25 protein-coding genes are annotated in these 26,539 nt (G+C 58.8%); 16 read left to right on the forward strand and 9 right to left on the reverse strand.

Going from position 1 to position 26,539, the window contains the following annotated elements; genetic code table 11:
- Window positions 1-63 precede the first annotated feature (63 nt).
- The 5 genes from GOW56_RS05115 to GOW56_RS05135 all read left to right on the forward strand — a co-directional run bounded on the left by GOW56_RS05115 (window position 64) and on the right by GOW56_RS05135 (window position 6,416).
- Window positions 64-597, forward strand: coding sequence for a TRAP transporter small permease (locus tag GOW56_RS05115; protein ID WP_171205185.1), 534 nt, complete (start codon window positions 64-66; stop codon window positions 595-597).
- Window positions 594-1,853 carry a TRAP transporter large permease gene (locus GOW56_RS05120; RefSeq protein ID WP_171205186.1) on the forward strand — a complete coding sequence of 420 codons (1,260 nt, stop codon included), beginning with the start codon at window positions 594-596 and terminating at the stop codon, window positions 1,851-1,853. Before GOW56_RS05115 ends, GOW56_RS05120 begins: the two co-directional genes overlap by 4 nt.
- Window positions 1,854-1,974: 121 nt before the next feature.
- Window positions 1,975-2,523, forward strand: a complete 549-nt coding sequence (locus GOW56_RS05125) for a thioredoxin family protein (protein WP_171205187.1) — start codon at window positions 1,975-1,977, stop codon at window positions 2,521-2,523.
- A gap of 3 nt (window positions 2,524-2,526) precedes the next feature.
- Entirely contained in the window at window positions 2,527-2,904 is a 378-nt protein-coding gene (locus GOW56_RS05130) for a VOC family protein (protein ID WP_171205188.1), read from the forward strand.
- 191 nt (window positions 2,905-3,095) lie between these two features.
- Complete coding sequence (locus tag GOW56_RS05135) at window positions 3,096-6,416, forward strand: AAA family ATPase (protein WP_171205189.1); 3,321 nt, start codon at window positions 3,096-3,098, stop codon at window positions 6,414-6,416.
- 85 nt (window positions 6,417-6,501) lie between these two features.
- Here the strand turns inward: GOW56_RS05135 and GOW56_RS05140 are convergent, their stop codons facing one another.
- Entirely contained in the window at window positions 6,502-7,533 is a 1,032-nt protein-coding gene (locus tag GOW56_RS05140) for a D-cysteine desulfhydrase family protein (protein WP_254447161.1), read from the reverse strand.
- A 149-nt stretch (window positions 7,534-7,682) separates the two neighbouring features.
- Window positions 7,683-8,375 (reverse strand): Crp/Fnr family transcriptional regulator, encoded by a 693-nt coding sequence (locus tag GOW56_RS05145; protein WP_170345468.1) that lies wholly within the window; start codon window positions 8,373-8,375, stop codon window positions 7,683-7,685.
- A 187-nt stretch (window positions 8,376-8,562) separates the two neighbouring features.
- Here GOW56_RS05145 and hemA point away from each other — a divergent pair, with 187 nt between their 5' ends.
- Window positions 8,563-9,786 carry a 5-aminolevulinate synthase gene (hemA, locus tag GOW56_RS05150; RefSeq protein WP_171205191.1) on the forward strand — a complete coding sequence of 408 codons (1,224 nt, stop codon included), beginning with the start codon at window positions 8,563-8,565 and terminating at the stop codon, window positions 9,784-9,786.
- A gap of 54 nt (window positions 9,787-9,840) precedes the next feature.
- Here the strand turns inward: hemA and GOW56_RS05155 are convergent, their stop codons facing one another.
- Genes GOW56_RS05155 through GOW56_RS05180 form a run of 6 tightly spaced genes read right to left on the reverse strand, consistent with a single transcriptional unit; the run spans window position 9,841 to window position 15,257 of the window.
- Window positions 9,841-10,128, reverse strand: a complete 288-nt coding sequence (locus tag GOW56_RS05155; protein WP_171169753.1) for a cytochrome C oxidase subunit IV family protein — start codon at window positions 10,126-10,128, stop codon at window positions 9,841-9,843.
- A gap of 4 nt (window positions 10,129-10,132) precedes the next feature.
- A complete protein-coding gene (locus GOW56_RS05160) occupies window positions 10,133-10,681 on the reverse strand; it encodes a cytochrome c oxidase subunit 3 (RefSeq protein WP_171169755.1) in 549 nt (182 codons plus the stop codon).
- Window positions 10,678-12,600, reverse strand: coding sequence for a nitric oxide reductase activation protein NorD (locus GOW56_RS05165; protein WP_171205192.1), 1,923 nt, complete (start codon window positions 12,598-12,600; stop codon window positions 10,678-10,680). The genes GOW56_RS05160 and GOW56_RS05165 overlap by 4 nt, the downstream gene beginning before the upstream one ends.
- An 8-nt stretch (window positions 12,601-12,608) precedes the next feature.
- Window positions 12,609-13,418, reverse strand: coding sequence for a CbbQ/NirQ/NorQ/GpvN family protein (locus tag GOW56_RS05170; protein WP_371807876.1), 810 nt, complete (start codon window positions 13,416-13,418; stop codon window positions 12,609-12,611).
- Window positions 13,419-13,423: 5 nt separating this feature from the next.
- Window positions 13,424-14,791: a cbb3-type cytochrome c oxidase subunit I gene (locus tag GOW56_RS05175; protein WP_152460361.1), complete on the reverse strand. Its 1,368-nt coding sequence runs from the start codon at window positions 14,789-14,791 to the stop codon at window positions 13,424-13,426.
- A 16-nt stretch (window positions 14,792-14,807) separates the two neighbouring features.
- Entirely contained in the window at window positions 14,808-15,257 is a 450-nt protein-coding gene (locus tag GOW56_RS05180; RefSeq protein ID WP_152460362.1) for a cytochrome c, read from the reverse strand.
- A gap of 267 nt (window positions 15,258-15,524) precedes the next feature.
- Between GOW56_RS05180 and GOW56_RS21745 the strand changes: the two genes are divergently transcribed.
- Window positions 15,525-16,637, forward strand: a complete 1,113-nt coding sequence (locus GOW56_RS21745) for a Hint domain-containing protein (RefSeq protein WP_254447162.1) — start codon at window positions 15,525-15,527, stop codon at window positions 16,635-16,637.
- Window positions 16,638-16,655: 18 nt separating this feature from the next.
- Here GOW56_RS21745 and GOW56_RS05190 read toward each other — a convergent pair whose 3' ends face one another.
- A complete protein-coding gene (locus GOW56_RS05190) occupies window positions 16,656-17,852 on the reverse strand; it encodes an NnrS family protein (RefSeq protein WP_171205194.1) in 1,197 nt (398 codons plus the stop codon).
- Window positions 17,853-18,097: 245 nt separating this feature from the next.
- Between GOW56_RS05190 and GOW56_RS05195 the strand changes: the two genes are divergently transcribed.
- The 9 genes from GOW56_RS05195 to GOW56_RS05235 all read left to right on the forward strand — a co-directional run bounded on the left by GOW56_RS05195 (window position 18,098) and on the right by GOW56_RS05235 (window position 26,536).
- Complete coding sequence (locus GOW56_RS05195) at window positions 18,098-19,774, forward strand: cytochrome D1 domain-containing protein (RefSeq protein ID WP_152460364.1); 1,677 nt, start codon at window positions 18,098-18,100, stop codon at window positions 19,772-19,774.
- 124 nt (window positions 19,775-19,898) lie between these two features.
- Window positions 19,899-21,683 (forward strand): NapC/NirT family cytochrome c, encoded by a 1,785-nt coding sequence (locus tag GOW56_RS05200; protein WP_171205195.1) that lies wholly within the window; start codon window positions 19,899-19,901, stop codon window positions 21,681-21,683.
- Window positions 21,684-21,738: 55 nt separating this feature from the next.
- A complete protein-coding gene (locus GOW56_RS05205; protein WP_171119356.1) occupies window positions 21,739-22,140 on the forward strand; it encodes a plastocyanin/azurin family copper-binding protein in 402 nt (133 codons plus the stop codon).
- Between the two features lie 198 nt (window positions 22,141-22,338).
- The gene (cobA, locus tag GOW56_RS05210; RefSeq protein ID WP_152460367.1) at window positions 22,339-23,100 is read left to right on the forward strand and encodes a uroporphyrinogen-III C-methyltransferase; all 762 of its coding nucleotides are present in this window, start codon (window positions 22,339-22,341) and stop codon (window positions 23,098-23,100) included.
- The gene (locus tag GOW56_RS05215) at window positions 23,093-23,476 is read left to right on the forward strand and encodes a cytochrome c (protein ID WP_171205196.1); all 384 of its coding nucleotides are present in this window, start codon (window positions 23,093-23,095) and stop codon (window positions 23,474-23,476) included. Before cobA ends, GOW56_RS05215 begins: the two co-directional genes overlap by 8 nt.
- Complete coding sequence (locus GOW56_RS05220) at window positions 23,473-24,618, forward strand: cytochrome D1 domain-containing protein (RefSeq protein ID WP_171119358.1); 1,146 nt, start codon at window positions 23,473-23,475, stop codon at window positions 24,616-24,618. The genes GOW56_RS05215 and GOW56_RS05220 overlap by 4 nt, the downstream gene beginning before the upstream one ends.
- Before the next feature lie 3 nt (window positions 24,619-24,621).
- Window positions 24,622-25,611, forward strand: coding sequence for an AsnC family transcriptional regulator (locus tag GOW56_RS05225; protein WP_171205197.1), 990 nt, complete (start codon window positions 24,622-24,624; stop codon window positions 25,609-25,611).
- Complete coding sequence (locus GOW56_RS05230) at window positions 25,608-26,057, forward strand: Lrp/AsnC family transcriptional regulator (protein WP_152460371.1); 450 nt, start codon at window positions 25,608-25,610, stop codon at window positions 26,055-26,057. The genes GOW56_RS05225 and GOW56_RS05230 overlap by 4 nt, the downstream gene beginning before the upstream one ends.
- Window positions 26,054-26,536 carry an AsnC family transcriptional regulator gene (locus GOW56_RS05235; RefSeq protein ID WP_171205198.1) on the forward strand — a complete coding sequence of 161 codons (483 nt, stop codon included), beginning with the start codon at window positions 26,054-26,056 and terminating at the stop codon, window positions 26,534-26,536. Before GOW56_RS05230 ends, GOW56_RS05235 begins: the two co-directional genes overlap by 4 nt.
- The last annotated feature ends 3 nt before the right edge of the window (window positions 26,537-26,539 follow it).

Genomic DNA, 26,539 nt, shown 5'->3' on the forward strand with positions numbered 1-26,539 from the left:
CGAAAACGGCATGACGAAAGGGGCGCAGCTCGATCCTGCGCCCTTTTTCACGGGAGAGCAGCGATGTTGTATCGGCTGTCGGCAGGCTTGGCGCGGGTCGAGTTGTGGTGCGCTGCCTTTCTGGCAGTCTGCATAACGGCTCTGATTTTGTTGAATGTCGTGACGCGAACGGCGGGCAACGCCCTGTTCTGGGTTGATGAGCTGGCGATCTACGCGATGGTCTGGATGACTTTTCTGGGCGCGTCTTCCGCATTGCACCATCGCAGCTCGGTGTCGATCTCCATCGTTTCCGACAACGTGCCCGAACGCGCGAAACCATTGATCCGCAAGGGTGTGGACGTGGTCGTGTTTGCTTTTTCCCTTGCGATGCTGTGGTTCTGCTGGCGCTGGTTCCTTCCGCTGGACATCGCCAGCAGCGGATTTGACGTGGCGGCGTTTCAAGGTCAGACATTCAATTTCATCTACGCCGAGCCAACGCTGACCCTGGGCCTGCCAAAGTATCTGTTCTGGTTGGTGATGTGGCTTTTCGCACTGGGCGCGACACTGCATTCCACCATGCATCTGCTGAGCCCCCCGGGCAAAGGGGCACAGCCATGAGCCCCATCGTCTTTCTGGCCACTCTACTTCTGTCCGTGCCCGTGGCGATCGTGCTGGCGATCACGGCCATCTGGTACATCTGGGAAAGCGGCAACACGGTTCTTTATGACAGCTTCGCGCAGAAAATGTTCGGCGGTCTTGAGAATTACGGCCTGCTGGCAATTCCTCTGTTCATGTTGACCGGAGAATTGATGAACGAAGGCGGCATGACCCGGCGCCTTGTCGCGCTGGCCCGGGTATTTGTCGGCGGGTTTCGTGGCGGGCTGGCCTATATCAACTTGCTGGCAAACATGTTCATGGCGGCCATCATCGGGTCTGCGACGGCGCAGATCGCGGTGATGTCGCGCGCCATGGTCCCCGCGATGGAGGAGGAGGGCTATGACAAGGGTTTCGCCGCTGCCACGACGGCCGCGGGCGGGCTGCTGGCTCCGGTCATCCCGCCGTCGATGATGTTTGTCATCTTCGGTGTTCTGGCTCAGATCCCGATTGGTGACATGTTCATTGCAGGAATCCTGCCCGGTTTGATCCTTGCCGGGGCTTTTGCATCGGTCATCACACTGATCGGGTGGTGGCAGAACTTTCCGAAGGGGCATTGGATGACGCGTGCCGAAGCCGTCCAGGCCTTGATCAGCGCGGCCCCCGCCCTGCTGATCCCGATGTCGATCATAGGCGGCATTCTGTTCGGGATCGCCACACCGACCGAATCCGCCGCAATCGCGTCCCTGATCGCGTTTCTGGTGGGCTGGTTGGTCTACGGGGACCTGAAGCCGAGCAACCTGGCACAGATGTTCAAACGCACGGCGGCCAACGCGTCGATGATCCTGTTCATGATCGCGGCCGCCAGCGTGTTCGGCTGGGTCATCATCTATGAGGAAATACCACAGCAACTGGCTGGGTTGATCACCTCGATCACTTCGGACCCGTTCGTGTTCCTGCTGATCGTGAACCTTGCGCTTTTGCTGGTTGGAATGGTGATCGATGGCATCGCCGCGATCATCCTGATCACTCCGATCCTGCTGCCGATTGCAACCGGTTCATATGATATCAGCCCTTATCAGTTCGGCATTGTTGCTTGCCTGAACCTTGTGCTTGGGCTGCTGACGCCCCCGGTCGGGATCGGATTGTACATCGCCTCGTCCATGAGCGGCACATCGCCCGGTTCAATCCTGAAATCGCTTTGGCCTTTCCTGATCGCAGTAACTTTGGTGTTGCTTCTGCTCAGCTATTACCCAAGCCTGTCAACGCTGCTGATCTGAACCAGATACGTTTGCAGGCGCATTCCGTCGCAGACATGACGCCGGGAATCTCGCTCTACTTAACTGCGCCCGTCAGCTAAGCTGGTCTGAACATGCCAATTGGTCACAAAAAAGGACAATCATGCTGCTCGACACTCCGATCTGCGATTTCGGTTGGAACGCCCCGGACTTCACGCTCAAAGACCCGAACGGTCGGGCCTTCAAGATGTCCGATCACCTGCAAAACGGGTTGCTGATCGCCTTCATCTGCAATCATTGCCCCTATGTCAAAACGATAACGGACCGGCTTGCCCAAGACACGGACCTGCTGATGTCCAAGGGGATCGGCGTGTTGGCGGTCATGTCGAACGACTATCGCGATTACGCCGAAGATTCGCCGCCGAACATGTTGGAATTCGCACGGCAGAACGGCTTCAACTTTCCATATCTCGTGGACGAGGATCAATCCGTAGGAAAGGCTTTTGGTGCTGTCTGCACTCCGGATTTCTTCGGTTTGAATGCGGATGGAAAGTTGCAGTACCGGGGCCGTCTGGACAATCTGGGCCGCGGCCAGACTGGCAAGCGCGAACCAGAATTGGTTAATGCAATGCTGCAAATTGCCGAGACCGGGCAAGGCCCCCAAGATCAGACACCCTCAATGGGATGTTCGATCAAATGGACCCGAGGCTAGGCCATGGGGATCACGTCACTGGATCATGTCAATCTGCGCACCACGCGTTTGGACGAGATGATCGAATGGTACTGCAACGTGCTGGGGATGCGGGTCGGGCCACGCCCACCCTTCCCCTTTCCCGGAGCCTGGCTTTATGTCGAAGAAAACGCCTTCGTGCATCTGGTCGGTGTCCAGGCCGAGGCCACGGGTTCGGACGCAGACCTGAAGCTTGAGCATTTCGCTTTTTCGGCGACAGGGTTGGATCGGTTCGAAGCGCATCTCAAAACAAATGGCGTCTCCTATCGCCGTGTGGAACTGACGGCGATCGACACCGTTCAGTTGAACGTCTGGGATCCGGACGGCAATCACATTCACATCGATTTTCGGACCGGCAAATAGAGATGGCAGGCTCCGATACCGTTTCGCGCAATGAAATTTCCTCACCCTTAAATTGAACACTTGACCGGAATTCGCGGGTCGTCCTTGATAGGGTGGTGTTTTCCCGGACTGCGCCCGGGGCTGGTCCTTTCAACCAGAGGGAAATGGGGAATGCTTGGATCGGCCTGGTCGCGGCCATGCATGGTGGTCAAATGGCTGACATAGATGAATGGCTGATCCGAAACGGCTTGTCCAAATATGTCAACGCCTTCTCCCGGCACGAGGTCGAACTGGGTGATCTGCCGGAACTGAGCGACGATGACCTTGTCACGATCGGCCTGCCCATTGGACCCAGGCGCCGCTTTCTGAAAGCAATACGGGATGAAACCGGGCAGCCTGCGGGATCACATCGCGCGCATCAGGAACCCAACATCATTGCAGAGCGCAGACAGCTGACGGTCATGTTCATCGATCTTGTTGGGTCGACGGCGATATCGCAAAAGCTGGATCCTGAAGATCTGGCCGAGGTTCTGAGGCTGTTCAAAGAGACCTGCGCCGCTGCGGTCGCCGCTTTTGACGGGCATATCGCCAGTTACTATGGCGACGGCATCATGGTGTTTTTTGGCTTTCCGCATGCGCATGAAGACGACCCGGAACGCGCCATTCATGCAGGTCTTCGGATCGTTCGCGAAATTCCGGAAATCCGCACGCATGCTCATCTTGAAGTCCGCATAGGGATCGCGACCGGCCTGGTTGTCGTCGGTGACCTGCGGGGAGAGAAGATGTTCGAGGATGGAACCGCCATGGGCGAGACCCCGAACCTTGCCGCACGGCTTCAATCGATGGCTGATCCGGGGACAATGATCGTCGCGCCGACGACACGGGAATTGGCGGGTGATGCGTTCGAATATGTGCGCCGTGGCACGTTTCAATTGAAAGGCTTTGCCAAAGAGGTCGAAGCCTGGCAGGTCACCGGCACGCGCCAGACTCTCAGCCGTTTTCTTGCGGCAGACGACGCCCGGATGAGTTCATTGGTCGGGCGCGCGCAGGAGCATGAAACCCTTCAAAGCAAGTGGAGGCTGGCCCGTCAGGGTCAAGGTCAGGTGGTGCTGGTCTCGGGCGAGGCGGGCATAGGAAAGTCCAGGCTGATCGAAGAGCTTCGCCGCACGATCCCGGACGCAAAACACCGACAGCTTCGATTTCAGTGTTCGCCCTTTCATGACGCAAGCGCGTTGTACCCGATCATTCGCCAGCTTGAAAACGCGGCCGAACTGCGGGCCGGTGACAGTGCGGACGAAAAATTGAACAAGATCCACGGCGTTCTGGGCGATCCTTCTGAAGGGTCTCTGAAACTGGCTGCGGCACTGTTGTCGGTCCCGTTTGAAGACAGGCTTGGCCCGCTGGACTTGACCCCTGAGCAGATCATGAAGCAGACGCTGGACATGCTGGTCAATCATGTGATCGGCTTGGCGCAGGAAACCCCGACCCTGTTGCTGTTTGAAGATGCACATTGGATCGATCCAACGACAAAGACTCTGCTTGATCAGCTTGTAACCCGGATAGAGGACGCGCGCCTGCTGATGGTCATGAGCTATCGGACAGGCTTTGATCCGGACTGGCCACAATCGCACAACCTGATGCACGTCGCGCTTCAACAACTGGATTTCGCGCAGGTCAAAGAGATCGTGAACGATGTTGCCAAAGGCAAGACCGTCCCGGACGAAGTTCACCGTCTGATTGCCGCCAGATCCAACGGTGTCCCGCTGTTCGTAGAAGAGGTGACGAAGGATCTGCTGGAATCCGATCTTCTGACCGAACGCGCCGACGCCTATACGATCGACCGGTCCACGCCATCACCCACTGTGCCGAAAACACTGCATGACGCGTTGATGGCTCGTCTTGATCGACTGAGCTCGGCCAAGGAAGTGGCACAGATCGGCGCTGTCATTGGCCCGCAATTCTCTTATCCGATGATTGCAAGCGTGTCCCGCTTTGATGAACGGGCGTTACGTTCCGGTCTGGATTTGCTGGTGGATGCCGGGATCGTGATCGTTTCAGACTCAGAGCTCGAGGAAACGTTCAGTTATCGTCACGCTCTCATTCGCGACACCGCTTACAACAGCCTGCTGAAACGCGAGAGGCGAACGCTGCATGCGCGTGTGGTCCAAGCACTGAACTCTGCCTCGTTGCGCGAAAACTCTGCCGGTCCGGAAATTCTGGCTCATCACTACACGATGGCAGATATGCCGGACGAAGCGATAGAACACTGGTATCTGGCCGGGCAACGTGCCGTTGAACGCTCGGCCGGGATTGAAGCAGCCACTCAGCTGGGGCGTGCGTTGGCGTTGCTTGAACAGCAGGAAGACTCGGTTGACCGCGACCGCATGGAAACAAAGATCCAGACATTGCGGGCCGGCGTTCTGCGCTCGACCGCTGGCATCGCGGCCGATGAAACGGGGGCGGTGTATGCCCGGATCCGCGACCTGTGCAATCGGCTGGGTGAAACGGAACAATTGTTTCCTGTGCTCAATGGGCTCTACGCGTATCATCTTGTCCGCGGTGAATACGACCTTGCCAAGGACGTCGCGGCGCAGTTGTTGGAGCTGGCCAATCTGACCGGGGAAACGCATCACACTATGATTGCGCTCCGGGCCATGGGTGCCGTCTTGTTGCATATCGGACATCTGGACGCGGCCCACGATCATCTGCTGCAAGCGCTGCACTTGTATGATCCACAGCAGCACAGCCGCCTCGCCTATGTCTATGGAACGGATCATGCCGCCATTACATCCTGTTTCCTGAGCGTTACGGCCTGGTTGCGCGGAGAACCGGACCGCGCGCTCGAAATCCAGCAGCAGGCGATCTCGGCGGCGCGGAAACTCAATCACGCACATAGTCTGGCCCAGACCCTGACGTATCTGTGTATGCTGCACCTGTTGCGGCGTGAACCGGAACAGGTTTACGACGTTGTCGCCCGCCTTGAAGAAGTGGCGACGAAACACACTTTCCCCTTCATGATACTGACGGCGAATGTCTGGCGATGCTGGGCAGACGCGCAGATCACGCCTGGCCCGGAAACGATCCGAGCAATGCGCGAGGCGTCCGAAGCCTGGTGGGCCAGCGGGGCTGGAAACTACAAGCCGGTGTTCCTGACGGCCCTTGCCGAAGCGTCACTGAAAGCGGGCGAACCGAAGGCCGCGCAGCGCCTGCTGGATGAAGCACGTGAACAGCAGGCACTGACCCATGAAGGGTGGGCTCAAGCGGAAACAGATCGGATACAGGCGTTGGCGCGGTCCATGGAAACTGCCGCAGATGATCTGTTCGCGGAGGCTCTGGAAACCGCGCGCAAACAGCGGGCAAGAATGTTCGAACTGCGCACAGCGGTGGATTACGTGCAAACCTGCGGCCAACTTGGCTGCACACCGGCCTCGCCGCCTGATCTTGGAAAGATTCTGGCCACGATCGTTGATGGCGCGCAATCCCGCGATGTCGTGCAAGCCATGTCTTTGCTCAATCACTCGAAAGCGTCGTAGAGTACTTTCCCGGCCAGTTCAGCGGGCAACAGCCTTTCATCCATCCCGTCGCCCCGTAGGACCACACGCGCAATGCTTCGCTGCGTCAACTCGGTTGCAACTCGTCCTGATATCCGAACAACGCCGGTTGGCCACCTGTGTGCAGCAGAACAACTTTCTGGCCTTTTTCGATGACGCCTTGTTCAAGCAGCCCAAGAAGCCCTGCAAAGGTTTTGGCGGAATAAACAGGGTCAAGAAAGATGCCCTCGGAGCGCGCCATCAGGGTCAACGCCTCGCGGGTTGCCGGACCGACCCGCCCATATCCGGGAGCCAAGGCGCCGCCCCAGGTACAAATGTCTTCCATGACCAAGGCAGGGTCGAAACCCATCATGGTTGCCAATCGCCCCAGGACCTTTTGCAGACGCGCTTTCTGCTGGTTCTGATCGCGACGCACGCATATGCCGTAGACAGGCGCAGACTGCCCGACCAAACGCAATCCGGCCAGAAACCCCGCATGGGTAGACCCGCTGCCAGACGGAACCACCGCCGCGTCGAAATCGCTGATCTGAGTATGCAACTCGGCCGCCCCCGCCACATAGCCCAACGCTCCCAGCGGAGGGTGATCGATGCCCAGATGGATCACGTATGGTTTTCGGCCCTCAGCCACCAGTTGGTCGGCGCGTTCGTGAAGAGCGTTGTCGGCGCCCGCCTCGTCCTCACCCTTGGGGTAGCTCATGTGTTCCGCCCCCAGAAGCTGGGCCAGAAGAACATTTCCGGATCGATGGTAGAATTCTCCCATATGCGCCACGCGGTCTTCCAATTGAAGAACGGATGACATTCCCAGTTTTGCCGCCGCTGCCGCCGCAGTGCGCACGAAATTGGATTGCACGGCACCCGTGATCAGGATGGTGTCCGCCCCCTGCCTCAGCGCCTCCCCCATGTAAAATTCCAGCTGACGGGTCTTGTTTCCGCCGAAGCTGAGCCCGGTCAGGTCGTCGCGCTTGATCCACAAATCCAGCCCCAATTGGTCAGAAAGTCGCTCTAGCCGTTCGACCGGTGTGACCGATGTCATCAACCTTGCGCGGGGATAGTTTGAAAGCGCTGCGTCTATCATGGACCAGGTGCCCTTCATTTTCATGCAAACGACTCGTGCCGATGGATGGCACTGCTGATCAGGATAATGAGGTTTTGGAAAGCGTGGAAGACAGCCGGTCATGCGCAAAAGCGCCCGACTGAACCCCCTGCTGAAGCGGGCCGGCGCCGAAGGGGCCGGCCGCCGGTGATCAATCACCTCTCGCTGGTGTCGCTTTCGGCGTAGTTGCGCAAATCGTCCATGTCGGCGATATCCGCGTGGTTCCTGTCGATCTTGACGCCAACGGGTTTCAATCGCGAAAACGCGCGGCTCAGGCTTTCGGGCTTCATCCCCAGACGTCCGGCGATCAGCATCTTGTCGTAGGGCAGTTCCACCTCGCACCGACCGGAATCACAATCGCACAGGTTCAACAGAAACTCTGCAACGCGTTGCGCCCCGGTTTGCGCTTTCAATTGCTCCAGCTGCGCCACCAGAGCATGCAGATGCGTGAACGTCGCAGCCAGAATTGAAACGCCGATTTCCGGGTCTTCCTTCATAAGGGACAACAGCACAGGGCTGGGAATATGCATCACTTCACAGGCTGAAACGGCTTCGGCGGACACGGGATACGGTACGTTGCGCAGCGCAACGGCCTCACCAAAGCTTTCTCCGCGGGTGAAAACGCTCACCACCGCTTCCGCCCCGGTCGGAGAGATGCGGAACAGCTTGACCCATCCGGCCAGGACAACGTGTACAGCCTTGGCTTCTTCCTCTTGCAGAAAGATCGTCTCGCCACGGTCATATTGCCGCCAAATCGCTTGCCGCAGCAAAGTATCCACATGCTGATCCGGCAGGCTGCGCAGAAGCAGAGACTGCCGCGCAATCGCCTTTTGTGCCTCGTGTGGCATGAAGGCACTCCCTTCTTCATCCAGTCCGGGCGATGGCCCGGGCAATCATCCCCAATGCCCTGCTATGCCAAAGCCGGCGTGGCTGTGCCAGTCTTTTTCTTGACGATCAACTTGACAATTGTCATGTCACGGGGCCCGTCGCTGCCCTAGGGTCGGTTCGCAGCCAGTTATCCGGGGAGCATGTCAGATGGATTTCGAGCGATTTTTCAGCCAGAGCCTCGACGCTTTGAAAGATGAAGGAAACTATCGGGTTTTCATCGACTTGCAGCGACGTTGCGGAGCCTTCCCGAACGCTCGCCAGACCGATGGTTCGATCCAGCGGGATGTGCGTATCTGGTGCTCGAATGACTACCTTGGAATGGGGCAACACCCTGCGGTCATCAACGCCATGCACGATGCGCTGGAGCGTTGTGGCGCCGGTGCGGGCGGAACGCGCAACATCTCGGGCACTACGCATGACCACGTGCTGCTTGAGGCAGAGTTGGCAGATCTCCATGGCAAAGAGACCGCTTTGCTGTTCACCTCGGGCTATGTATCAAACTGGGCCGCTCTGGGAACGCTGGCTGCGAAGATCCCCGGTCTGATCGTTTTCTCTGATGCGCTGAACCATGCCTCGATGATCGAAGGCATCCGCCACTCACGGGCGCAGAAGGTGATATGGAAACATAACGATCTTGCGGATCTGGAGGCCAAACTGGCCGACGCCGACCCCGACGCGCCCAAGATGATCGCCTTTGAGTCCGTTTATTCCATGGATGGTGATATCGCGCCGATCAAGGAAATCTGCGACTTGGCCGACAAATACGGCGCGATGACCTATCTGGATGAGGTTCACGCCGTCGGCCTCTATGGCCCGCGCGGTGGTGGCATTGCCGAGCGTGAGGGCCTGATGGATCGCTTGACCGTGATCGAAGGCACGCTGGGCAAGGCCTTCGGCGTGGTTGGTGGGTACATCGCAGCCTCGGCGGCGCTGTGCGATTTCGTTCGCAGCTTTGCCAGCGGCTTCATCTTCACCACGGCCCTGCCACCTTCGATCGCGGCCGGTGCTGCCGCATCTATCCGGCATCTGAAGCAGTCAAGCGCCGAGCGTGATCTGCAAAAGGCCCGCGTGGATCAGGTGCGCGCCCGTCTGGATGCGGAAGGGATACCGCATCTGCCGAACCCCAGCCATATCATCCCGGTGATGGTGGGCGACCCGGTGAAGTGCAAGTTCATCTCGGATACGCTTCTTGAAGAATTCGGCATCTACATTCAGCCGATCAACTATCCCACTGTCCCCAAGGGCACCGAACGTTTGCGGATCACGCCGTCACCGGTTCACACAGATGAGGATATCGATCATCTGGTCGGTGCCTTGTCGGCGCTCTGGCAACGTTGTCAGATCGCGCGGATCCCACAGGCCGCTCAGTAACCAGCCCCCCCTTTGCTTGATTTGTGCCGCCTCTCGGGGCGGCATTTTTTTGCCTCAGATCAGGTAGAGCGCAAAAATCACTACGGAAAATCCGGTCAACACCAGGGTGAACCCACGCAGCCAGCTTTGGCTGTTCTCCAAATCCAGGTAGTGTTTCAGGATCACGCGGGCCTTAATCAGCGCCAGCAACAGGATACCGCCAGCGATGATCGCGGTTGGTGCCCCAATCAAGGTCAGCAGCGCGGATCCCACGCTGAGGGCCAAGAGCGCAAGCCAGGCCTGGGTCAGAGGGTTCGGCGGCCCTTGGCGAGGTTCTTTGGTCAAAGATGAAGGTTGGGCCATCTGACTATCCCAACAGATAGATCACTGGAAACAGCATGATCCAGACCAGGTCCACCATGTGCCAAAACTGTGCGCCCGCTTCGACGCTAGTGGGGTCGTCGCGCCAGGCCACCAGCAACAGAATTCCAACCCCGGCGAGGACATGCGCGGCATGAAAGCCGGTCAGCATATAATAGAACAGAAAGAATGGATGCGTTTCGTATCCTATCCCCTGAGACGCCTTGTCGGCGTATTCCGCACCCTTGATGATCAGGAACACGACACCCAGAAGCGCCGCAAGGATCAACGCAAACCGGGCCCGCAAACGTTGCATGTTCCGCCGCCAATGCAGCGCCTGTGCGGCCAGATAGCCTGACGTCACCAAAACCGCCGTGTTCAAGGCTGCACCGGTGCGATGCAGATGCGACTGCGCCTCGGCAAAACCTGCCGGATCGGTCAGACGCACCCCCATGAAGGCGATCATCCCCGCGCCAAAGACCAGCAGTTCCGAAATGATCAGAACCCACATCAGGAACTCGCCCGGCAGTTCGTCGATCAGAGAGGCATCACTCATGCGCCGACCAACTGGCGATAGATCTGCGGCAGGGCCATGGTCAGGCGATGCGGATCTGGGATGACGGCGAAACCGCCCTGCCCGAACATGCGCGGAAACCAGCTTTTGCCGGTTTTATCGATGGTGACGCCGAACACTGACTGTCCGGCCCGGCGCGCCTCGCGTATGGCCATGCAGGTATCTTCGATGCCGTGGCGCCCCTCGTAATGGTCCAGGTCGTTTGGCTTGCCGTCGGTGATAACCAGCAGCAATCGGCGCTTGCGGGACTGGCTGGCCAGATCTGAGGAACAGTGCCGGATTGCCGCGCCCAACCTTGTATAATGTCCGGGGCGCAGCGACGCGATGCGCTGTTCAACTTTGGTTCCCATCGGTTCGTCAAACCGTTTGCAACGCTGCACATAGACGCGCTGACGCTTGAGGGAGCTGAACGCATGAATGGCGAAATCGTCACCGCAAGCGTTGAGGCCCCAGGCCAAGGCCGCCAGCGCCTCGCGTTCGATATCGATCACGGCACGCCCCGTGACCGCGCTTTCGGTGGATCGGCTGACATCCAGCAGGATCGACACCGCCAGATCGCGGGCCTCGGGGCGGGATTGCATCCAGACGCGTTCCGTCCCTTCACCATTTGCGCAGCGGTCAACCTGCGCCCGAACGGCGGCTTCCATATCCAGCTGGTCACCGTCCAGATGGCCCCGGGTCATCACGCGCCCCGGGCGCAGCGCCTCGAATTGGCGCTTGACGGCGAGAATGCGGCGCGCAGCGGCCGGATCCTTGCCGAACTCGGCGGCATCGTCGCGGATATCGGCATCCGAAAGCAGAACGTTCACATGATCCGGCAGGTATTGACCCGTCCGCACGTCCCATTCGGGATATAGAATACGGCCTGACAGGCGTTCGCGGTTGACGTCTTCGGGCGCCAGATCAAGGTGAAGCTTCAACTTGGTAGGCGGCGCCTTTGAGATCTGGCCAAGACCGATCTCTTCCTGATCGTCAGCCGCCTTCTTGGCGTTGTCGGGATCGTCGTCATCGATGCGACGGTTGATATTCAGAAACTCGGCCCAACTGAGGATGGCTTCGAACTTGTGCAGAATGAAACTGTCGCTGCGCTCGGCCTGATCCGATTTGCGGCGCCGGGCACGGTGTGTCTTTTCACCGGATTCCTCTGGCGGGCCTTCGGTATCGGGGTTTTCAACCTCGTTGTGTTCCGAGAACCCAACTGCCCGCAACTCCGGCCACAGGGGAACCGGACGCATCGGCTGATAGCCGCGCGGTGCGATCAGGTCGTCGTCAAGTGCCAGAAGGTGCTCGGCCTGATCCGACAGGGGCTTGGGATCGCCCAGCATATGACGGATCAGTTCTTCAACCGCGGCCTCGGCAGGCGGCAGGCTGGGGATGTCGCGCTGAAACAGCACGCCCTTGCACAGCTCGGTATACAGCGGACGCAAGCCAGGCGCATCGTCCAGAGTCGCCTCGACCATATGCCGGGCGGCGATCAAGGCACGCAGGTCGGCACGCAGTGGATCATCTTCGTCAATTCGGGTTCCGGCATGGGCGGCGGCGGCGGCCAACCAGACATAGAGCGCGCCGTTTGCCTCGCGTGCGGGGAATACGGCCAGACGGTCAGGCAGACGCAAAACCTCTCCGTCGAACGAGGCGCGCGGCATCAATTCCACTTCGGTTGCAAGTTTGCGGCGCCAACTCAGGCGGTGACGCGAAACCTCGGGTGAGACCGGGCGCAATTCAACGCCCGGACTACCCCCAAGCCCCCGAAAGAGGACTGCCAGCCGCCCCGCGACCTCGGAAAGGTCGACCGCGGCTCCAACATGCACCTGGGGTGCATCGAGGCGGCTGGCAAGGGTGTGCCACAGTTTCCCGATCGTTTCTTCGGGTTCCCATGGCTCAAAGTCGATCCTGACCATCGCCGGCCTCACCCAAAGACGGCGGTGACAAGATCGAGGAGCCCGCGTTTGATATCCTCGTCATCGGTCAGAGGTTCGATCATGGCGGCAAGGATGGCGCGGTCGGTGGACATGCCCTGCGCGATCAGCGTCGCGGCATAGACGACCAGCCGGGTGGACACGCCTTCCTCGAGGTCCTGACCCTTGAGCCCGCGCAGCTTGCCCGCCAGCCGTACCAGCGGCTTGCAGCGTTCCAGCGGCAGGCCGCTTTCCTGCGCGACCACCTCGGCTTCCATCTGAGGCGAGGGAAAGTCGAACTCCAGCGAGATGAACCGCTGCCGGGTCGAGGGTTTGAGGGTTTTCAGGATGTTCTGATAGCCGGGGTTGTAGGACGCCACCAGCATGAAACCGGGCGCGGCCTCAAGCTCTTCTCCGGTGCGGTCGATCGGCAGGATGCGCCGGTCGTCGGTCAGCGGGTGCAGCACGACGGTGACGTCCTTGCGCGCCTCGACCACCTCGTCGAGATAGCAGATCGCACCTTCGCGCACCGCGCGGGTCAGAGGGCCATCGACCCAGACGGTTTCGCCGCCCTTCAGCAAGTAGCGCCCGATCAGGTCGGCGGCGGCCAGATCGTCGTGGCAGGCCACTGTATAAAGCGGGCGGCCAAGTTTCGCAGCCATATGGGCCACAAACCGGGTCTTGCCGCAGCCCGTCGGGCCTTTCAGCAGAACCGGCAGGTCGTTTTTGTAAGCGGCGGTGAAGACATCGCATTCATCGCCCTGGGCCAGGTAGAAGGGGGCGTTTGCCGCCCCCTCTTTCAGGTTCATGGAGCCATCCATATCCATCACTCCGCTGGGGTTTCGGCTGCGCCGGGTTCAATGACCTCTTTGCGAGGAACCCAGATCGAGTAGATGAACAGCAGCGCCCCAAGGACAACGACCAGACCAGAGCCAAGACGCATCCAGTAGAAGATCGCGATCTGGTCCTGCACGTCCATGAAGTAGTCTCCGACGACACGTTGCATGTGAGTCTGCACGGTTCCCCCGAAGGTCAGCACGAAGGTCATGAAGACCATGCCGCTGGTCATCAGCCAGAACGAACCCATATTCAGAACCTGATTATAGGGATCACGGTTCTTCAGGATCGGCATAGCGTAGCTGAAGATCGCCAGATTGAGGCAGACATAGGCGCCGTAGAAGGCCAGGTGCCCGTGGGCTGCGGTGATCTGCGTGCCGTGGGTGTAGTAGTTCACCCCGTGCAGCGTGTGCAGGAAGCCCCAGACACCGGCACCGAAGAAGGCCAGCGTGGCACAGCCCAGCGACCACAGCAGCGCGGCCTTGTTGGGGTGGTCCCGGCGGCCCTTCCAGACCATGACGAAGGCAAAGGCCATCATCGCGAAGAACGGGATCACCTCGAGGCTAGAGAAGATCGACCCGATCCACTGCCAGTATGCAGGCGTGCCGATCCAGTAATAGTGGTGACCTGTGCCAAGGATGCCCGAGAACAGTGCGGCGGCGACGATGACATAGAGCCATTTTTCGACCACCTCACGGTCCACACCGGTCAGCTTGAGCATCAGATAGGCCAGGATCGAGGCCATGATCAGTTCCCACACACCTTCGACCCACAGGTGGACGACATACCACCAGTATTGCTTGTCCAGCGACAGGTTGCCCGGGTTGTAGAAGGCGAACAGGAACAGCAGCGCCAGACCCCAAAGGCCCAGAAGCAGGATGTTGGTAATGGCTGTCTTCTTGCCTTTCAGAACGGTCATCGACACGTTGTAAAGGAAGATCAATGCAGCCACGACGATACCGGCCTTGACCCATTTGGGCTGTTCCAGGAACTCACGCCCCTCTTTGCCCAGCAGCCAGTTGCCTTCGAACAGGTTGAAGACATAGGTGACGACCACGCCCAACGTACCGACAACAAGGATGATCAGTTGCAGATAGGCCAGCTTGGGGGAGTGGATCTCGCGCTCGGCTTCTTCCGGGATCAGGAAGTAGGCCGCACCAAAGAAACCCAGGATCAGCCAGACGATCAGAGAGTTGGTGTGCAGCATCCGCACGATGTTGAACGGCAGAAGCTCACTCAGGAAATTGGGGAATACATAGATGAAACCGGCCAGAAGGCCGCCGATCACCTGTATCGCGAACAACGCCATGGCTACCGCAAAGTAGGCATAGGCGATTTTTTGGGATTCGTATTTCATTGTTTCGTTCCCTTTCTCAGCCTGCCTCGTTGGGCGGCCAGCCCTGCGCGTCGATGTTGTCCGTCCAGATCAGGAAGTTGGTCAGGTCACGGAGTTCTTCGTCGCTGAGGTTGAAATTGGGCATTTGCCGACGACCGGGAATGCCGGTCGGTTGTGCTTCCATCCAGCCCTTGAGGGATTCAAAGGCTGATTCCGGGTCGTCCAGCACGCCCCAGCGGGTCATCACGTTGCCGACTTCCGGAGCAAAGTAGGCCCCTTCACCCAGAATCGAATGACAGTTCACACAGGCGTGTTTTTCCCAGACATGCTTGCCCCGCACCACACTGTCATCCAGCTTTGCGGCATTTTCGGAATTGACGATATACCAGTGGGAATGGGCCGAAAGGGCCAGAAAGATGAGAATGAAGAACAGTGACCCGCCATAAAAAATATTGCGGGCCATGCTCTTTGTCATGACGTCTCGCATTGCGCTCTCCTTTGCGCAGATTAGCTAGTGTCTGCAACATGACTGGCGGGACGCGGGAGTGCCTTAACGAAAGTCAAGACTTCTCAAGTATGCTCTGGAACGAGGTCAGATGCCTGACAAACAGCAAGAACCACGAAAAAGCCTGGGGTTCGCCTTGATATCTGAACCAATCGTGAGGAATGTCGCGTCGACATTTTAGTATGGCAGAGTTATCCAAGCGCTTGAGAGAACAAGTGTAAATTCCGTGTCAGAGAGTGATGGGTGAAAATGGCAAACTATTCCTACATCGGTTATACGCCCGGCGTAATCACGGTGAATACGATTGGGCCGGATACGGTTACATTGGATGTCAATTTTGATCCTGACACGGATCGTCGTTTGTTCAGCGTGACAGACGCAGCCGGTGGATTTATTCAAAACGGCGGCGGACCACCCATTGTCGATACTGGCGATGTTTTCAACGGTGACCGCTTCGACAACGAAGACGGCGATGATCTGACGCAGACCGGCACCATCACCACCCTTGATGGCTCGACCACCTTTCTTAGTGGCCCAATTTACCTGGAAGAATCCTATGTTCTGTCCAAACCAGGCGGGGGTACGATTACAGTTTATCGTGTGGAAGTTGACGGAACTTTGGGTGGTTACATAACCTCTGAACCCCTTGTGCCCGGCACGACATACTCGATGAACATCGTGAATGTTACGCCGACCAATGCTCCTGACACAACTGATCCGACCACTATCATTGACGTGCCGTGCTTCGTAGCCGGAACGTTGATAATGACTCCAAAAGGTCCGAGGTCCATCGAGGATTTGAAGGTGGGTGACGCGGTCGTCACCGCCGACAACGGACCGCAACACATACGCTGGATTGGCACGCGACATCTGGATCAGGCGGCGCTTCGCGCCCGTCCCAGGCTGAAGCCCATCCGGATCGAGGCCGGTTCACTGGGCGATCACTTGCCCCAGCGTGATCTTTTCGTGTCACCGCAACACCGTATGCTGGTCCGGTCGCCGATTGCCGTCAGAATGTTCGACGCCGAGGAGGTTCTTGTTCCTGCTCACATTCTTGTCGGCGTGCCCGGCATTTCAATCGCTGATGACACCCGTGCTGTGACCTATGTCCATCTTTTGTTCGACCGTCACGAGATCATCTATGCGGAAGGCGCACCTTCCGAAAGCCTGCTCACCGGTGCGCAGGCCTTGTCCAGTGTTCACCCGAACGCACGGGCGGAAATTCTTGAATTGTTCCCTGAATTGGATCAGCGCAATTACGTTCCGCTGGCCGCACGACGGATACCGGAAAAAGGGAAACGCGCTCGGGCTTTGGTCCATCGTCATATCAAGAACGCGCGGCCACTGGTCGCTGAACGATAAGCGCCGCCCGAACAGGCGTCAGGGCTGTTGCACGGCGCGGGGGCCGGTCAGGGCAGGCCACATGGCAAACAGATACAGCCCCATTGCCGCGATCCAAAATCCATCCGCTGTCAGCATCGCCGTCATGTACCCTCCTGTCATGTCGGATCCCAGCCAACGCACAAGCGCTGCAACCGCCATCAAACCATAGGCAATCGCCATGGGCTTTGGCGCGACAAGGGGGCGACCGCTGTGGCCCAAGGCGGCGCGGCTCATTACGGCAAGGGTCATGCCACCAACGCAACCAATGCCCAGAACGTGGAGCGCGCCGATCTCATTTCCCATCCCGATGGCCGCCAACCCCCAGAGAACCAGACCCAGGGTCAGCATCCCGAGGCCCAGATGCAGGGCGATCAGGATCGGTTGACGCAAGGCCCAGCCTGTTCTCCAACGCGCCATTCGCATCAGTTGAACACTGCCCATCACCAAAGCAACGGCCCCCGCAACAGGCCCGACATCAAGTGCAAGCACAAGCAGGGGCAGCAACAGCGCCAGAATCATCGTCGCCCTGTCCAGCCAGGCCACGGATACCGGCCACGATGCTTCGGGTTGACCCGCTCTTTTCATGGCATTGCGTGTAAAAGCCGGCGTAATCCGGCCACCCAGGATCGCGATCATCGAACACAAGGTCAAAAGCCCGGCCCGGATACCGGTGTTCAGCGTATCCACCGTGACCCCCATCCATTCCAAATGAACCATAACGTTCGAGGCCAACATCAGAACCAGAAGATACAGAAACACCATATTCTGGGGCTTGGGCCGACGAACCAGTTGACTGGCAATCTTCAGCGCCAGAATGGGAACAAAGCTCAGGTCCACGAGTGCGACGAACAGGGGTGGCAACACTCCGGAAAACCAGACCGCCAGACGCCCGGCCATCCAGATCAATGCGACAAGCGTGATAAAGCGGGCCCGCGCCTCGGGCGCACCGGTCCAGTTCGGCACGGCGGTCAGAAAAAACCCCCCCAAGGCGGCCGTTGCATACCCGAAAATCATCTCATGCGCGTGCCACATCACCGGCGGCATCGCGTAACTCTGTTCCATGTAGGGCATCAGCCCGTCGAGCGACGCCAACCATACGCCCCACGCGACTCCTGCAAACATACCGTAAAGACCCGCCGAAAGAAAAAAGACCCGGAACCCTTCACTGAAAACACGCGCGATTACAGCTGTCATGCCTGCTCTCCATAGCTTTTCCCGCCGTTGAACAATGTGTAGTGCCCGCATGACCCGGCGCCCTTAACCAAAATCAAGACTGGGCTTAAACATGTGTGAGAAACACAAGATTTATTGGCGGTTTTGATCTGTGTTTTCTTTCCAAAGTGCTTTGTCTGAACCCTTGCCGTTGACTTTGGTCAAGGATGACATCCACGTGATGTTTCACTCTCGACACCGCCTCACCACGCATATGGAGAGTGATCATGTCACTTGGAATCAGCTACAACAAACCCGGCCGCGCCTTAGGGGTCGGATTGGCAATGTTGTTGGGCAGCGTCGCTGCTCCGACCTTCGCCGAAGAGCCAACTTTGAGCGAAGAAGCCTTTGAATCGTCTAAACAGCTCTATTTCGAACAATGCGCAGGCTGCCACGGCGTATTGCGCAAAGGGGCCACGGGTAAAAACCTGGAACCGCATTGGAAGAAGACCGCAGCCGACGGCACTGTAACCGAAGGCGGCACCTTGCAACTGGGACAGGAGCGCCTTGAAAAGATTATCGCCTGGGGAACCGAAGGCGGCATGAACAACTTCTCGGACATCATGACCGAGCAGGAAATCAAGGATATGGCGACCTACATCATGATGGAGCCGCCAAAACCACCTGAAATGTCGCTGGAACAGATGATGGCGACGCGTAAGGTCTATGTCGAAGAAGAGGACTATCCGACCGAGCCGCTGCACGGCCGCAACTGGGAAAACTTCTTTGTCGTCATCGAACGTGACGTAGGCAAGGTGGCCGTGATCGACGGCGACACCAAAGAGGTGCTGACCCACATCCCCACTGGCTACGCCGTGCACGTTCTGAAAGCGTCCGAACACCACAGCCTGACCGAGCCGGAACACCCCGGTCGCTTCTGGTACACAATGGGTCGCGACGGCAAGATGACCAAGATCGACCTTTGGCAGACGCCGGACAAGATGTTGGTATCCGAAGTCAAGATTGCATATGACGCCCGTGACGTCGCCGTTTCCGGCGATGGTAAATACGTCATCGGTGGTGGCTACTGGCCGCCGCACTTTGCTATCGTTGACGCGAAGACCATGGAACCGGTGAAGGTCGTATCGACCCGCGGCGTGAACGTCGACGGTGAGTATGTGGAAGAAGCCCGTGTGGCAGCCATCTACACCACTCCGAATGAACCCACCTGGATCGTTGCCGTGAAAGAGCTGGGACAGTTGTGGCAGGTCGATTACACCGATCTGGACAACCTTCGGATCGACAAGATCGACAGCGCCAAGTTCCTGCATGACGGGTTCTTCGATCCGACAGGCCGGTATTTCCAGATCGCCGCAAACGCGTCGAACAAGATGGTGGTTGTCGATACCGAAACCCACAAGCTTGAGGCGATGATCGACACAGCCGCGCTGCCGCACCCCGGTCCGGGCGCCAACTGGGTCGACCCGAACTGTGGCCCTGTGGCAGGCACAACCCACCTTGGTGTCGGTACCGTGACCGTTTGGGGCAACGATCCTGAAAACCGTCCGGATGACGCCTGGAAAGTCTGCTACGAAGTGGAAACCGACGGCCCCGGCCTGTTCGTCCGCACCCACCCGAACTCGGATTATATTTGGGCTGACCAGACCAAGCATCCGGAACCGGAAGTGCAGCAATCCGTGCAGGTCATTTCGAAAGAAACCGGCGAAATCGTGAAGACGATCCAGATCACTGAAGACGAAGGCAGCGCCGCTGTTCACTTCGAATTCAACGCTGACGGTACCGAGGTATGGGTTTCCAAGTGGAACCTGTCGGACTCGAAGGAACCCAATGGTCAGATCGTGATCTTCGACGCGAAGACGCTGGAAGAAATCGGCCGCATCGACGGGCTTTATGCCCCGACCGGCAAGTTCAACGTCTACAACCGGTCGAACCACGTCACCTGACAAGGTCAGGACGACCACAGGAAAGGGCGGGCCCCTCGCCCGCCCTTTCCTTGTTTGAGTCATCAGCCAAACTCACCGGCCTGCCACCAAGGGCCAGACAATACAGCCAAAACGGAGCCCGGATATGACCTCCGAACCGGAAAAGAAAAAACCGATCTGGCGCCGGTATTTCCTATGGGGAATGCCTGTGGCCGGTATCGCCGCGGCCTTTGCCGCCGGCATCATCTTCTGGGGCGGGTTCAACACCGCAATGGAAGCCACGAACACCAAGGAATTCTGCATCTCATGTCACGAGATGCGAGATTTTGTTTACGAAGAATATACCGGCACGATCCATGACGTGAACCGGTCGGGTGTGGGGGCAGTTTGTTCCGACTGCCATGTTCCCAAAGACTGGACACATAAGATGATCCGTAAGATCAAGGCGTCCAAAGAGCTGTATGGCAAGATGGTCGGTACCATCAACACCCGTGAAAAGTTCGAGGCCAAACGTGTACATCTGGCCATGAACGAATGGGAGCGGATGAAGGCCACAGACTCGCGCGAATGCCGCAACTGTCACGATTTCGAATCGATGATGCCCGAATTCCAGAAACCACGCGCCCGTCAGCAGCACCTCAATGCGATGACTGTCGGACAGACCTGTATCGACTGCCACAAGGGGATTGCACACTCGGATGCACGCGACCGGGCGGACGAAGAGTATCTGGAAAAGCTTGAAGCACCGAATCCGGACTTCATCCGGCCCATCCCCCCGGAATATCTGGCCAGTCTCGAAAAGATTGAAGCCAAAGAGGCCGCTGAAGCAGAAGCAGAAAAAGCCGCCAAAAAGGCTCAGCAAGAGGCCGTTCAGGCCCAGATCGCAGCGGCTGTTGACGCTGCTTTGGATGAAGAACGCGCAAAAACCTCCGGTGAAGACGCCGCGGCGCCCTCTGGCGGAGCAAGCGACGTTGCGCCCAACATCGACTGGAACGCAGTGGCCGCGGCGGATCTGAAACTGTTTTACCCTGGTCAGGCCTCGTTTGAATGGGTCCAGAACGGCAAGTTCCATGGTGGCGCGCGCCCCCTGACCAAAGGCGGGGATCAGTGCACCACCTGTCACGCCAAGGAACTGGACACCATCGGCAACAAGATCGTTGCGGGTGGAGATCTGGAACCGACCCCGATTCCGGGCAAACGCGGTGTCATCGACGCAACCGTTCAGGCGGCGCATGACGACGAAAACCTGTACATTCGCCTGCAATGGCCGGACGCGGGTCACAACCCTGCCCCGTTCGTCGATGGCGGCAAGATGGACCCGGACAACCAGATCAAGGTTGCCATGATGATTACCGGCACTGGCATCGAGCTTGGAGATCAGGTGGGATGCTGGGCTTCGTGCCACGCCGACAACACCTATATGCCTTTTGCGCCCGAAGCGGATGCGATCGCGGCCAATGCGGATGTTGCCGGTCGCCTCAATGCCACGGACACCGTTACCAAATACATCAGCGAAAGCCGCACGGATGTTGAGGTCAAGGGTCGCCGCGGCAAGGCCCTGGGTGGCTGGGACAAGCTGAAGGCCGAGGAACAGATCGAGCAGTATCTGGCCGACGGCACCTATCTTGACCTGATGCGTGTCTACGCCGACGGAAGCGCCACCAATGGCTATCTGTTGGAGCAGCGCGTGGTCAATGATGGTGAAATCGCCGCATCGGCCGAACTGTCCGGTGGCATGTGGACCGTGGTGTTTACGCGCCCCCTGAATTCGGGCGCGCCCGGTGATGTGCCATTGGAGGCAGGCAAGACCTATACCGTTGGCTTTGCCATCCACGACGATTTTACCGCAGCACGGTTCCACCACGTGACGCTGAATACCAGCCTGGCGCTGGATGATGACAGCGCGTTCATCAACGTGGTCAAACAATGACGGATCGGGGCCGGGTCAACCGGCCCCGGCCACTCTTGGAAAGGAGACATGGACCATGAAACCCCAACGCCTTCTTCCCGCGCTGCTGCTTCTGGCCGCGCCCGCCTGGGCGGACGAAACCGCCGAAATCTGCGCCGAGGCCGAAGAGCGCTATGTCGAGTTGTTCGGTCAGCCTTCGTCGGCCGTCGAAGACGCCGAAGTAGTGCTGATGTACAAATACAATTTTTGCCCATCCGAATTGACCGTGAAGGCAGGCACAACTGTCCGATGGGTGAATGTCGACAAACGCACCAGCCATTCCGTCCTGTTGAAGGATGGCAGCCAACCTGAAAGTGATCGCCTGTTCCCCGAGGAATCTGTTGAACTGACCTTTCTCACGCCCGGCTCACAGGACTATCTGTGCGGCCCGCATTGGGAGACACAGAACATGATCGGAATGATCACCGTCGAACCCTGAAACAAGGCACAATACAGGCAGGATGAAGGAGCGCGGGCGCAAATCCCGCGCTCCTTAACTTATGTCAAGGAGGTTGGTTTTCGATTGGGCCAATCTTCCCCCATGACACGCCCGGCTCACCCAGCAACGTCTTGCAAACGCAACGGATCTGCATGGGATACCGGGTCTCGAAGACTTTCAGACCAAGCGAGTTTGCACATGAGCGGTAAGGTTTTTCTGATTGGCGCAGGCCCCGGCGACCCCGAGCTGATGACCCTGCGCGCACTGCGGATGCTGCAAGAAGCGGATGTCGTGGTTTATGACCGGCTGGTGTCCGCCGACATTCTGAACTTGCACGCGGAAAGCGCCAGGCTGATCCCTGTCGGCAAGGCCCCCAAATGCCACACCGTTCCGCAGGACCGCATCAACGAAATACTGCTTGAAGAAGCCAGCGCTGGTCACACGGTTGCCCGGCTGAAGGGTGGCGACCCCATGATCTTTGGCCGCGGCTCGGAAGAGGCTGCCTATCTGATGGCCCGCGGTGTCGCTGTCGAATACGCACCGGGCATCACGGCGGCCCAGGGGGCGTCTTGTTCGACGGGTGTGCCGCTGACCCATCGCGGGCTGGCGACTTCGGTTCAATATGTCACCGGACATCGGCAGGCCGACAAAGTGCTGGATCTGGACTGGAAACGTCTTGCCGATCCGGACTCGACACTGGTGGTCTATATGGGCGTCGCCAATATCGGTCAGATCGCCATGGGGTTGATGACCGAGAACCTGCCAGGCTCGACACCGGTTCTGGCGGTGGGCAAGGCCACGACACCTGATGAGCGTCGTCTAGTGTCACGACTTGACCAGTTGGCCACGGATGTGCGTGCAGCCGACCTGAAGGCGCCGACGCTGTTTATCATTGGCAAGGTGGTTTCGCTTTATGCCGAACGGCCTGTGGCCGAGCTTCTGGAACAGGCCCATGGCTAAGCTGGGAAGACGAGATCAAGGGATTGACCCAACACGCACCGACAGGTCGCCGGGGCGCTCGGGATGGGTGGCGCGAACCTGTCTGACCATTGCGGTTCTGGCCGCGACCTCCGCCTTCGCGGCGGATGTCATCGATCCCGACACCCTGAAAAGACTTGTGCATCAGGATTGCGGTTCCTGTCACGGCCTGTCCCTGAAGGGCGGTCTTGGTCCCGATCTGCGCAGTGAGACACTTGAACACTACGACGCGGATGTTTTGACCAGCGTCATCCTTGACGGCATCCCCGACACCGCAATGCCCCCGTGGCGGCCCCTGATCAGTGAAGAAGAGGCCGAATGGATCGCCCGTTACCTGCTGGAACAGGAGGCACAATGAAACACTTCATTCTTGGCCTTGCAGCCACATTGATGATGACTACAGCGCAGGCTGAACCGACCGCGACAGGCGACCTTGGCCTGGTCATCGAACGCGCCAAGGGCTCGGTGCTTCTTGTGGATCAATCCGACCGTGCAGCTCTGGCCCGGATCGAGGGATTGGGTGATCTGTCGCATGCGTCTTTGGTCTATTCGCCCGATGAACGGTATGCCTATGTGTTTGGTCGCGACGGCGGGCTGACCAAGATCGACATCGTGACCCGCCAGATCGTGAACCGCGTCGTGCAGGCCGGCAACGCCATCGGCGGGGCGATTTCGGACGATGGCAAGCTTGTCGCGGTGTCGAATTATGAACCCGGTGGCGTGCGCGTATTCGATGCGGACACGCTTGAGATGATCGCTGACATCCCGACCGACAGCAAAACCATCGGCCTGGTCGATGCGCCGGGTCGGCGGTTCGTTTTCACGATGTGGGACACTGGGGAAACCTGGATTGCCGATTTCGCAAAGGGCGCACCAGAGATCACCAAGATCCCGGACATGGGCAAGAACCCCTATGACGCGCTGATCACTGCCAATGGCCGTACCTATATCACCGGTCTGTTTGGCGAGGACGGCCTGACCGCGCTGGATCTGTGGGCCGAAACCCCCGAACCGATCCGGGTTCTTCCCGATTACGGGCGTGGTCAGGAAGAAATGCCGGTCTACAAGATGCCTCATCTGGAAGGCTGGGCGCTGACGGGCCGCGAGTTCGTTTTGCCCGCTGTCGGCCATCACGAGGTTCTGTGGATCGACGCCGACACTCTGACCGAAACGGGGAGGACCAAAACCCACGGGCAACCGGTCTTTGCCATGGCCCGTCCCGATGGGCGGCAGGTCTGGGTGAATTTCGCCCACCCGCTGAATGACACCATTCAGGTGATCGACAGTGTCAGCAAACAGATCATCCACGAATTCAAACCCGGCCCGGCGGTATTGCACATGGAGTTCACGCCACGCGGGCATGAAGTCTGGATCAGCGTGCGCGATGCCAACAAGGTCATGGTCTACGACACGCACAGTTTTGAAAAACTGCGCGAGATCGACGCGGACAGCCCGTCCGGCATCTTCTTCACCGCCCGTGCGCACAGAACGGGGCTGTAACCGATGCGACATATCACGGACCCGATCGACCGCCGCCTGCTGGACGAATTTCAGCGCGACTTCCCGATCACCGAGAGACCGTTCCAGATGTTGGGTAACGCACTCGGGCTGGACGAAGCCGAAGTCATTCATCGCTTGTCCCGAATGCGCGCCACAGGCCGTATTACAAGGGTTGGCGCCACCATCACGCCCGGCGCGGTGACGGCCAGCACCCTGGCTGCCGTGGCGGCTCCGGAAGATCGGTTGGAGGAGGTCGCCGCCCTGATCGATGCCGAGCCCGGGGTGAACCACAATTATCAACGCGAAGACGCTTGGAACCTGTGGTTTGTCGCGACCGGACCGGACCGCGCGCATGTCAACGATACCCTGGCGCGGATCAGTCGATCCACCGGATTGCAGGTTCTGGATCTGCGGCTGGTGCGCCCTTTCAACGTGGATCTTGGTTTTCGCATGACAGGCGGAGCCAAAAACGTACCCACGGCACGAAAGGTCGATGCATCCGTCATGCGCAAGGGCGATCGTTGCCTGCTACAGTCTCTGAGTTCCGGGCTATTTTTGGTCTCAGAACCCTACGCCGCTCTGGCTCGTTCGCTGAAACGGGATGTGACAGACGTGATGGAGCGGGTCGAAGCCCTGCATGCCGCCGGAATAATCTCGCGGCTCGGCGTCATTGTGCGTCACCGGGCGCTTGGCTGGTCGGCCAATGCGATGGTGGTCTGGGATCTGCCGGCAGAACAGATTGAAACCGCGGGTCCGGCTTTGGCCGCCTTCCCGGGGGTGACCCTGTGCTATGAGCGTAATCCGGTTCCTGATGTCTGGCCATATCGCCTGTATTCCATGATCCACGCCCGCACACGCAAAGAGGCTTTGGATGTTCTGGCCGGTGCGATTGCATTGCCCGAATTGGCCGGAGCACGGAACAAGGTCCTGTTCTCAACCCGCTGTTTCAAACAGACCGGCGCGCTGATTCAGGCAAAGGAGGTCGCCGCATGACGCTGGACCAAACGGATCGGGCGATCCTGAATCGCATGCAAGAGGATCTGCCGCTTACTTCGCACCCTTACGCAACCGTCGCCGCAGAGCTTGGCCTGTCCGAGGCGGAATTGCTGTCGCGTCTGAGACGTATGAAAGATGACCGCGTCATTACGCGCTTCGGTCCATTTTTCGACGCCGCGGCCATGGGTGGGGCTTTCTGCCTTTGCGCAATGGCCGTTCCAGACGAAGAATTCGAAACCGTCCTGACCAAAGTCAATGCACATCCCGAAGTGGCACATAACTATGAACGCACGCATCGGCTGAACATGTGGTTCGTGCTGGCCACCGAAACACCCGAAGGGATCGAAGCCACCGCCGATGCCATCGAACGGGAAACGGGAGTCAATGTTCTCCGTTTCCCCAAACTTCAGGAATTTTTCATCGGCTTCCGGGTGGCGGCATGATCGACGCAACAGACAGACAGATTATCGAGTCCCTCCAGGGGGGACTGCCGCTGGTGGCCGCACCCTATGCGCAGGTCGCTGCCGATCTGGGCCTGACCGAGGCCGCATTGCTGGACCGGCTGGCCGCGCTGAAGGCGCGCGGGGTGATCCGACGGATCGCAGCAGCCCCCAACCATTACAAGCTGGGAATGACATCTAACGGCATGACCGTCTGGGACGTGCAGGATGACCTGATCACCGAACTGGGTGCTCATATCGGGGCACTGCCTTTCGTCACCCATTGCTATGAACGGCCCCGCGCCCTGCCAGACTGGCCCTACAACCTGTTCGCCATGGTTCATGGCAGCTCGCGCGACGAGGTCGAGGACAAACGCGGCCAGATCGCCGCGATTCTGGGATCGGCCTGCCGCGGCAGCGACATCCTCTATTCCACGCGCATCCTGAAAAAGACCGGGCTGCGCCTGAAACAGAAAGGCTGAAAC

This window comes from Ruegeria sp. HKCCA0235A (assembly GCF_013033235.1).
Classification (GTDB): domain Bacteria; phylum Pseudomonadota; class Alphaproteobacteria; order Rhodobacterales; family Rhodobacteraceae; genus Ruegeria.

What these genes read in the sequence shown, in the direction of transcription:
- GOW56_RS05115 (WP_171205185.1), top strand. Translation starts at nt 64, where the DNA reads ATGTTGTATCGGCTGTCGGCAGGCTTGGCGCGGGTCGAGTTGTGGTGC.
- GOW56_RS05120 (WP_171205186.1), top strand. Translation starts at nt 594, where the DNA reads ATGAGCCCCATCGTCTTTCTGGCCACTCTACTTCTGTCCGTGCCCGTG.
- GOW56_RS05125 (WP_171205187.1), top strand. Translation starts at nt 1,975, where the DNA reads ATGCTGCTCGACACTCCGATCTGCGATTTCGGTTGGAACGCCCCGGAC.
- GOW56_RS05130 (WP_171205188.1), top strand. Translation starts at nt 2,527, where the DNA reads ATGGGGATCACGTCACTGGATCATGTCAATCTGCGCACCACGCGTTTG.
- GOW56_RS05135 (WP_171205189.1), top strand. Translation starts at nt 3,096, where the DNA reads ATGGCTGACATAGATGAATGGCTGATCCGAAACGGCTTGTCCAAATAT.
- GOW56_RS05140 (WP_254447161.1), bottom strand. Translation starts at nt 7,533, where the DNA reads ATGAAAATGAAGGGCACCTGGTCCATGATAGACGCAGCGCTTTCAAAC.
- GOW56_RS05145 (WP_170345468.1), bottom strand. Translation starts at nt 8,375, where the DNA reads ATGCCACACGAGGCACAAAAGGCGATTGCGCGGCAGTCTCTGCTTCTG.
- hemA (WP_171205191.1), top strand. Translation starts at nt 8,563, where the DNA reads ATGGATTTCGAGCGATTTTTCAGCCAGAGCCTCGACGCTTTGAAAGAT.
- GOW56_RS05155 (WP_171169753.1), bottom strand. Translation starts at nt 10,128, where the DNA reads ATGGCCCAACCTTCATCTTTGACCAAAGAACCTCGCCAAGGGCCGCCG.
- GOW56_RS05160 (WP_171169755.1), bottom strand. Translation starts at nt 10,681, where the DNA reads ATGAGTGATGCCTCTCTGATCGACGAACTGCCGGGCGAGTTCCTGATG.
- GOW56_RS05165 (WP_171205192.1), bottom strand. Translation starts at nt 12,600, where the DNA reads ATGGTCAGGATCGACTTTGAGCCATGGGAACCCGAAGAAACGATCGGG.
- GOW56_RS05170 (WP_371807876.1), bottom strand. Translation starts at nt 13,418, where the DNA reads ATGGATGGCTCCATGAACCTGAAAGAGGGGGCGGCAAACGCCCCCTTC.
- GOW56_RS05175 (WP_152460361.1), bottom strand. Translation starts at nt 14,791, where the DNA reads ATGAAATACGAATCCCAAAAAATCGCCTATGCCTACTTTGCGGTAGCC.
- GOW56_RS05180 (WP_152460362.1), bottom strand. Translation starts at nt 15,257, where the DNA reads ATGCGAGACGTCATGACAAAGAGCATGGCCCGCAATATTTTTTATGGC.
- GOW56_RS21745 (WP_254447162.1), top strand. Translation starts at nt 15,525, where the DNA reads ATGGCAAACTATTCCTACATCGGTTATACGCCCGGCGTAATCACGGTG.
- GOW56_RS05190 (WP_171205194.1), bottom strand. Translation starts at nt 17,852, where the DNA reads ATGACAGCTGTAATCGCGCGTGTTTTCAGTGAAGGGTTCCGGGTCTTT.
- GOW56_RS05195 (WP_152460364.1), top strand. Translation starts at nt 18,098, where the DNA reads ATGTCACTTGGAATCAGCTACAACAAACCCGGCCGCGCCTTAGGGGTC.
- GOW56_RS05200 (WP_171205195.1), top strand. Translation starts at nt 19,899, where the DNA reads ATGACCTCCGAACCGGAAAAGAAAAAACCGATCTGGCGCCGGTATTTC.
- GOW56_RS05205 (WP_171119356.1), top strand. Translation starts at nt 21,739, where the DNA reads ATGAAACCCCAACGCCTTCTTCCCGCGCTGCTGCTTCTGGCCGCGCCC.
- cobA (WP_152460367.1), top strand. Translation starts at nt 22,339, where the DNA reads ATGAGCGGTAAGGTTTTTCTGATTGGCGCAGGCCCCGGCGACCCCGAG.
- GOW56_RS05215 (WP_171205196.1), top strand. Translation starts at nt 23,093, where the DNA reads ATGGCTAAGCTGGGAAGACGAGATCAAGGGATTGACCCAACACGCACC.
- GOW56_RS05220 (WP_171119358.1), top strand. Translation starts at nt 23,473, where the DNA reads ATGAAACACTTCATTCTTGGCCTTGCAGCCACATTGATGATGACTACA.
- GOW56_RS05225 (WP_171205197.1), top strand. Translation starts at nt 24,622, where the DNA reads ATGCGACATATCACGGACCCGATCGACCGCCGCCTGCTGGACGAATTT.
- GOW56_RS05230 (WP_152460371.1), top strand. Translation starts at nt 25,608, where the DNA reads ATGACGCTGGACCAAACGGATCGGGCGATCCTGAATCGCATGCAAGAG.
- GOW56_RS05235 (WP_171205198.1), top strand. Translation starts at nt 26,054, where the DNA reads ATGATCGACGCAACAGACAGACAGATTATCGAGTCCCTCCAGGGGGGA.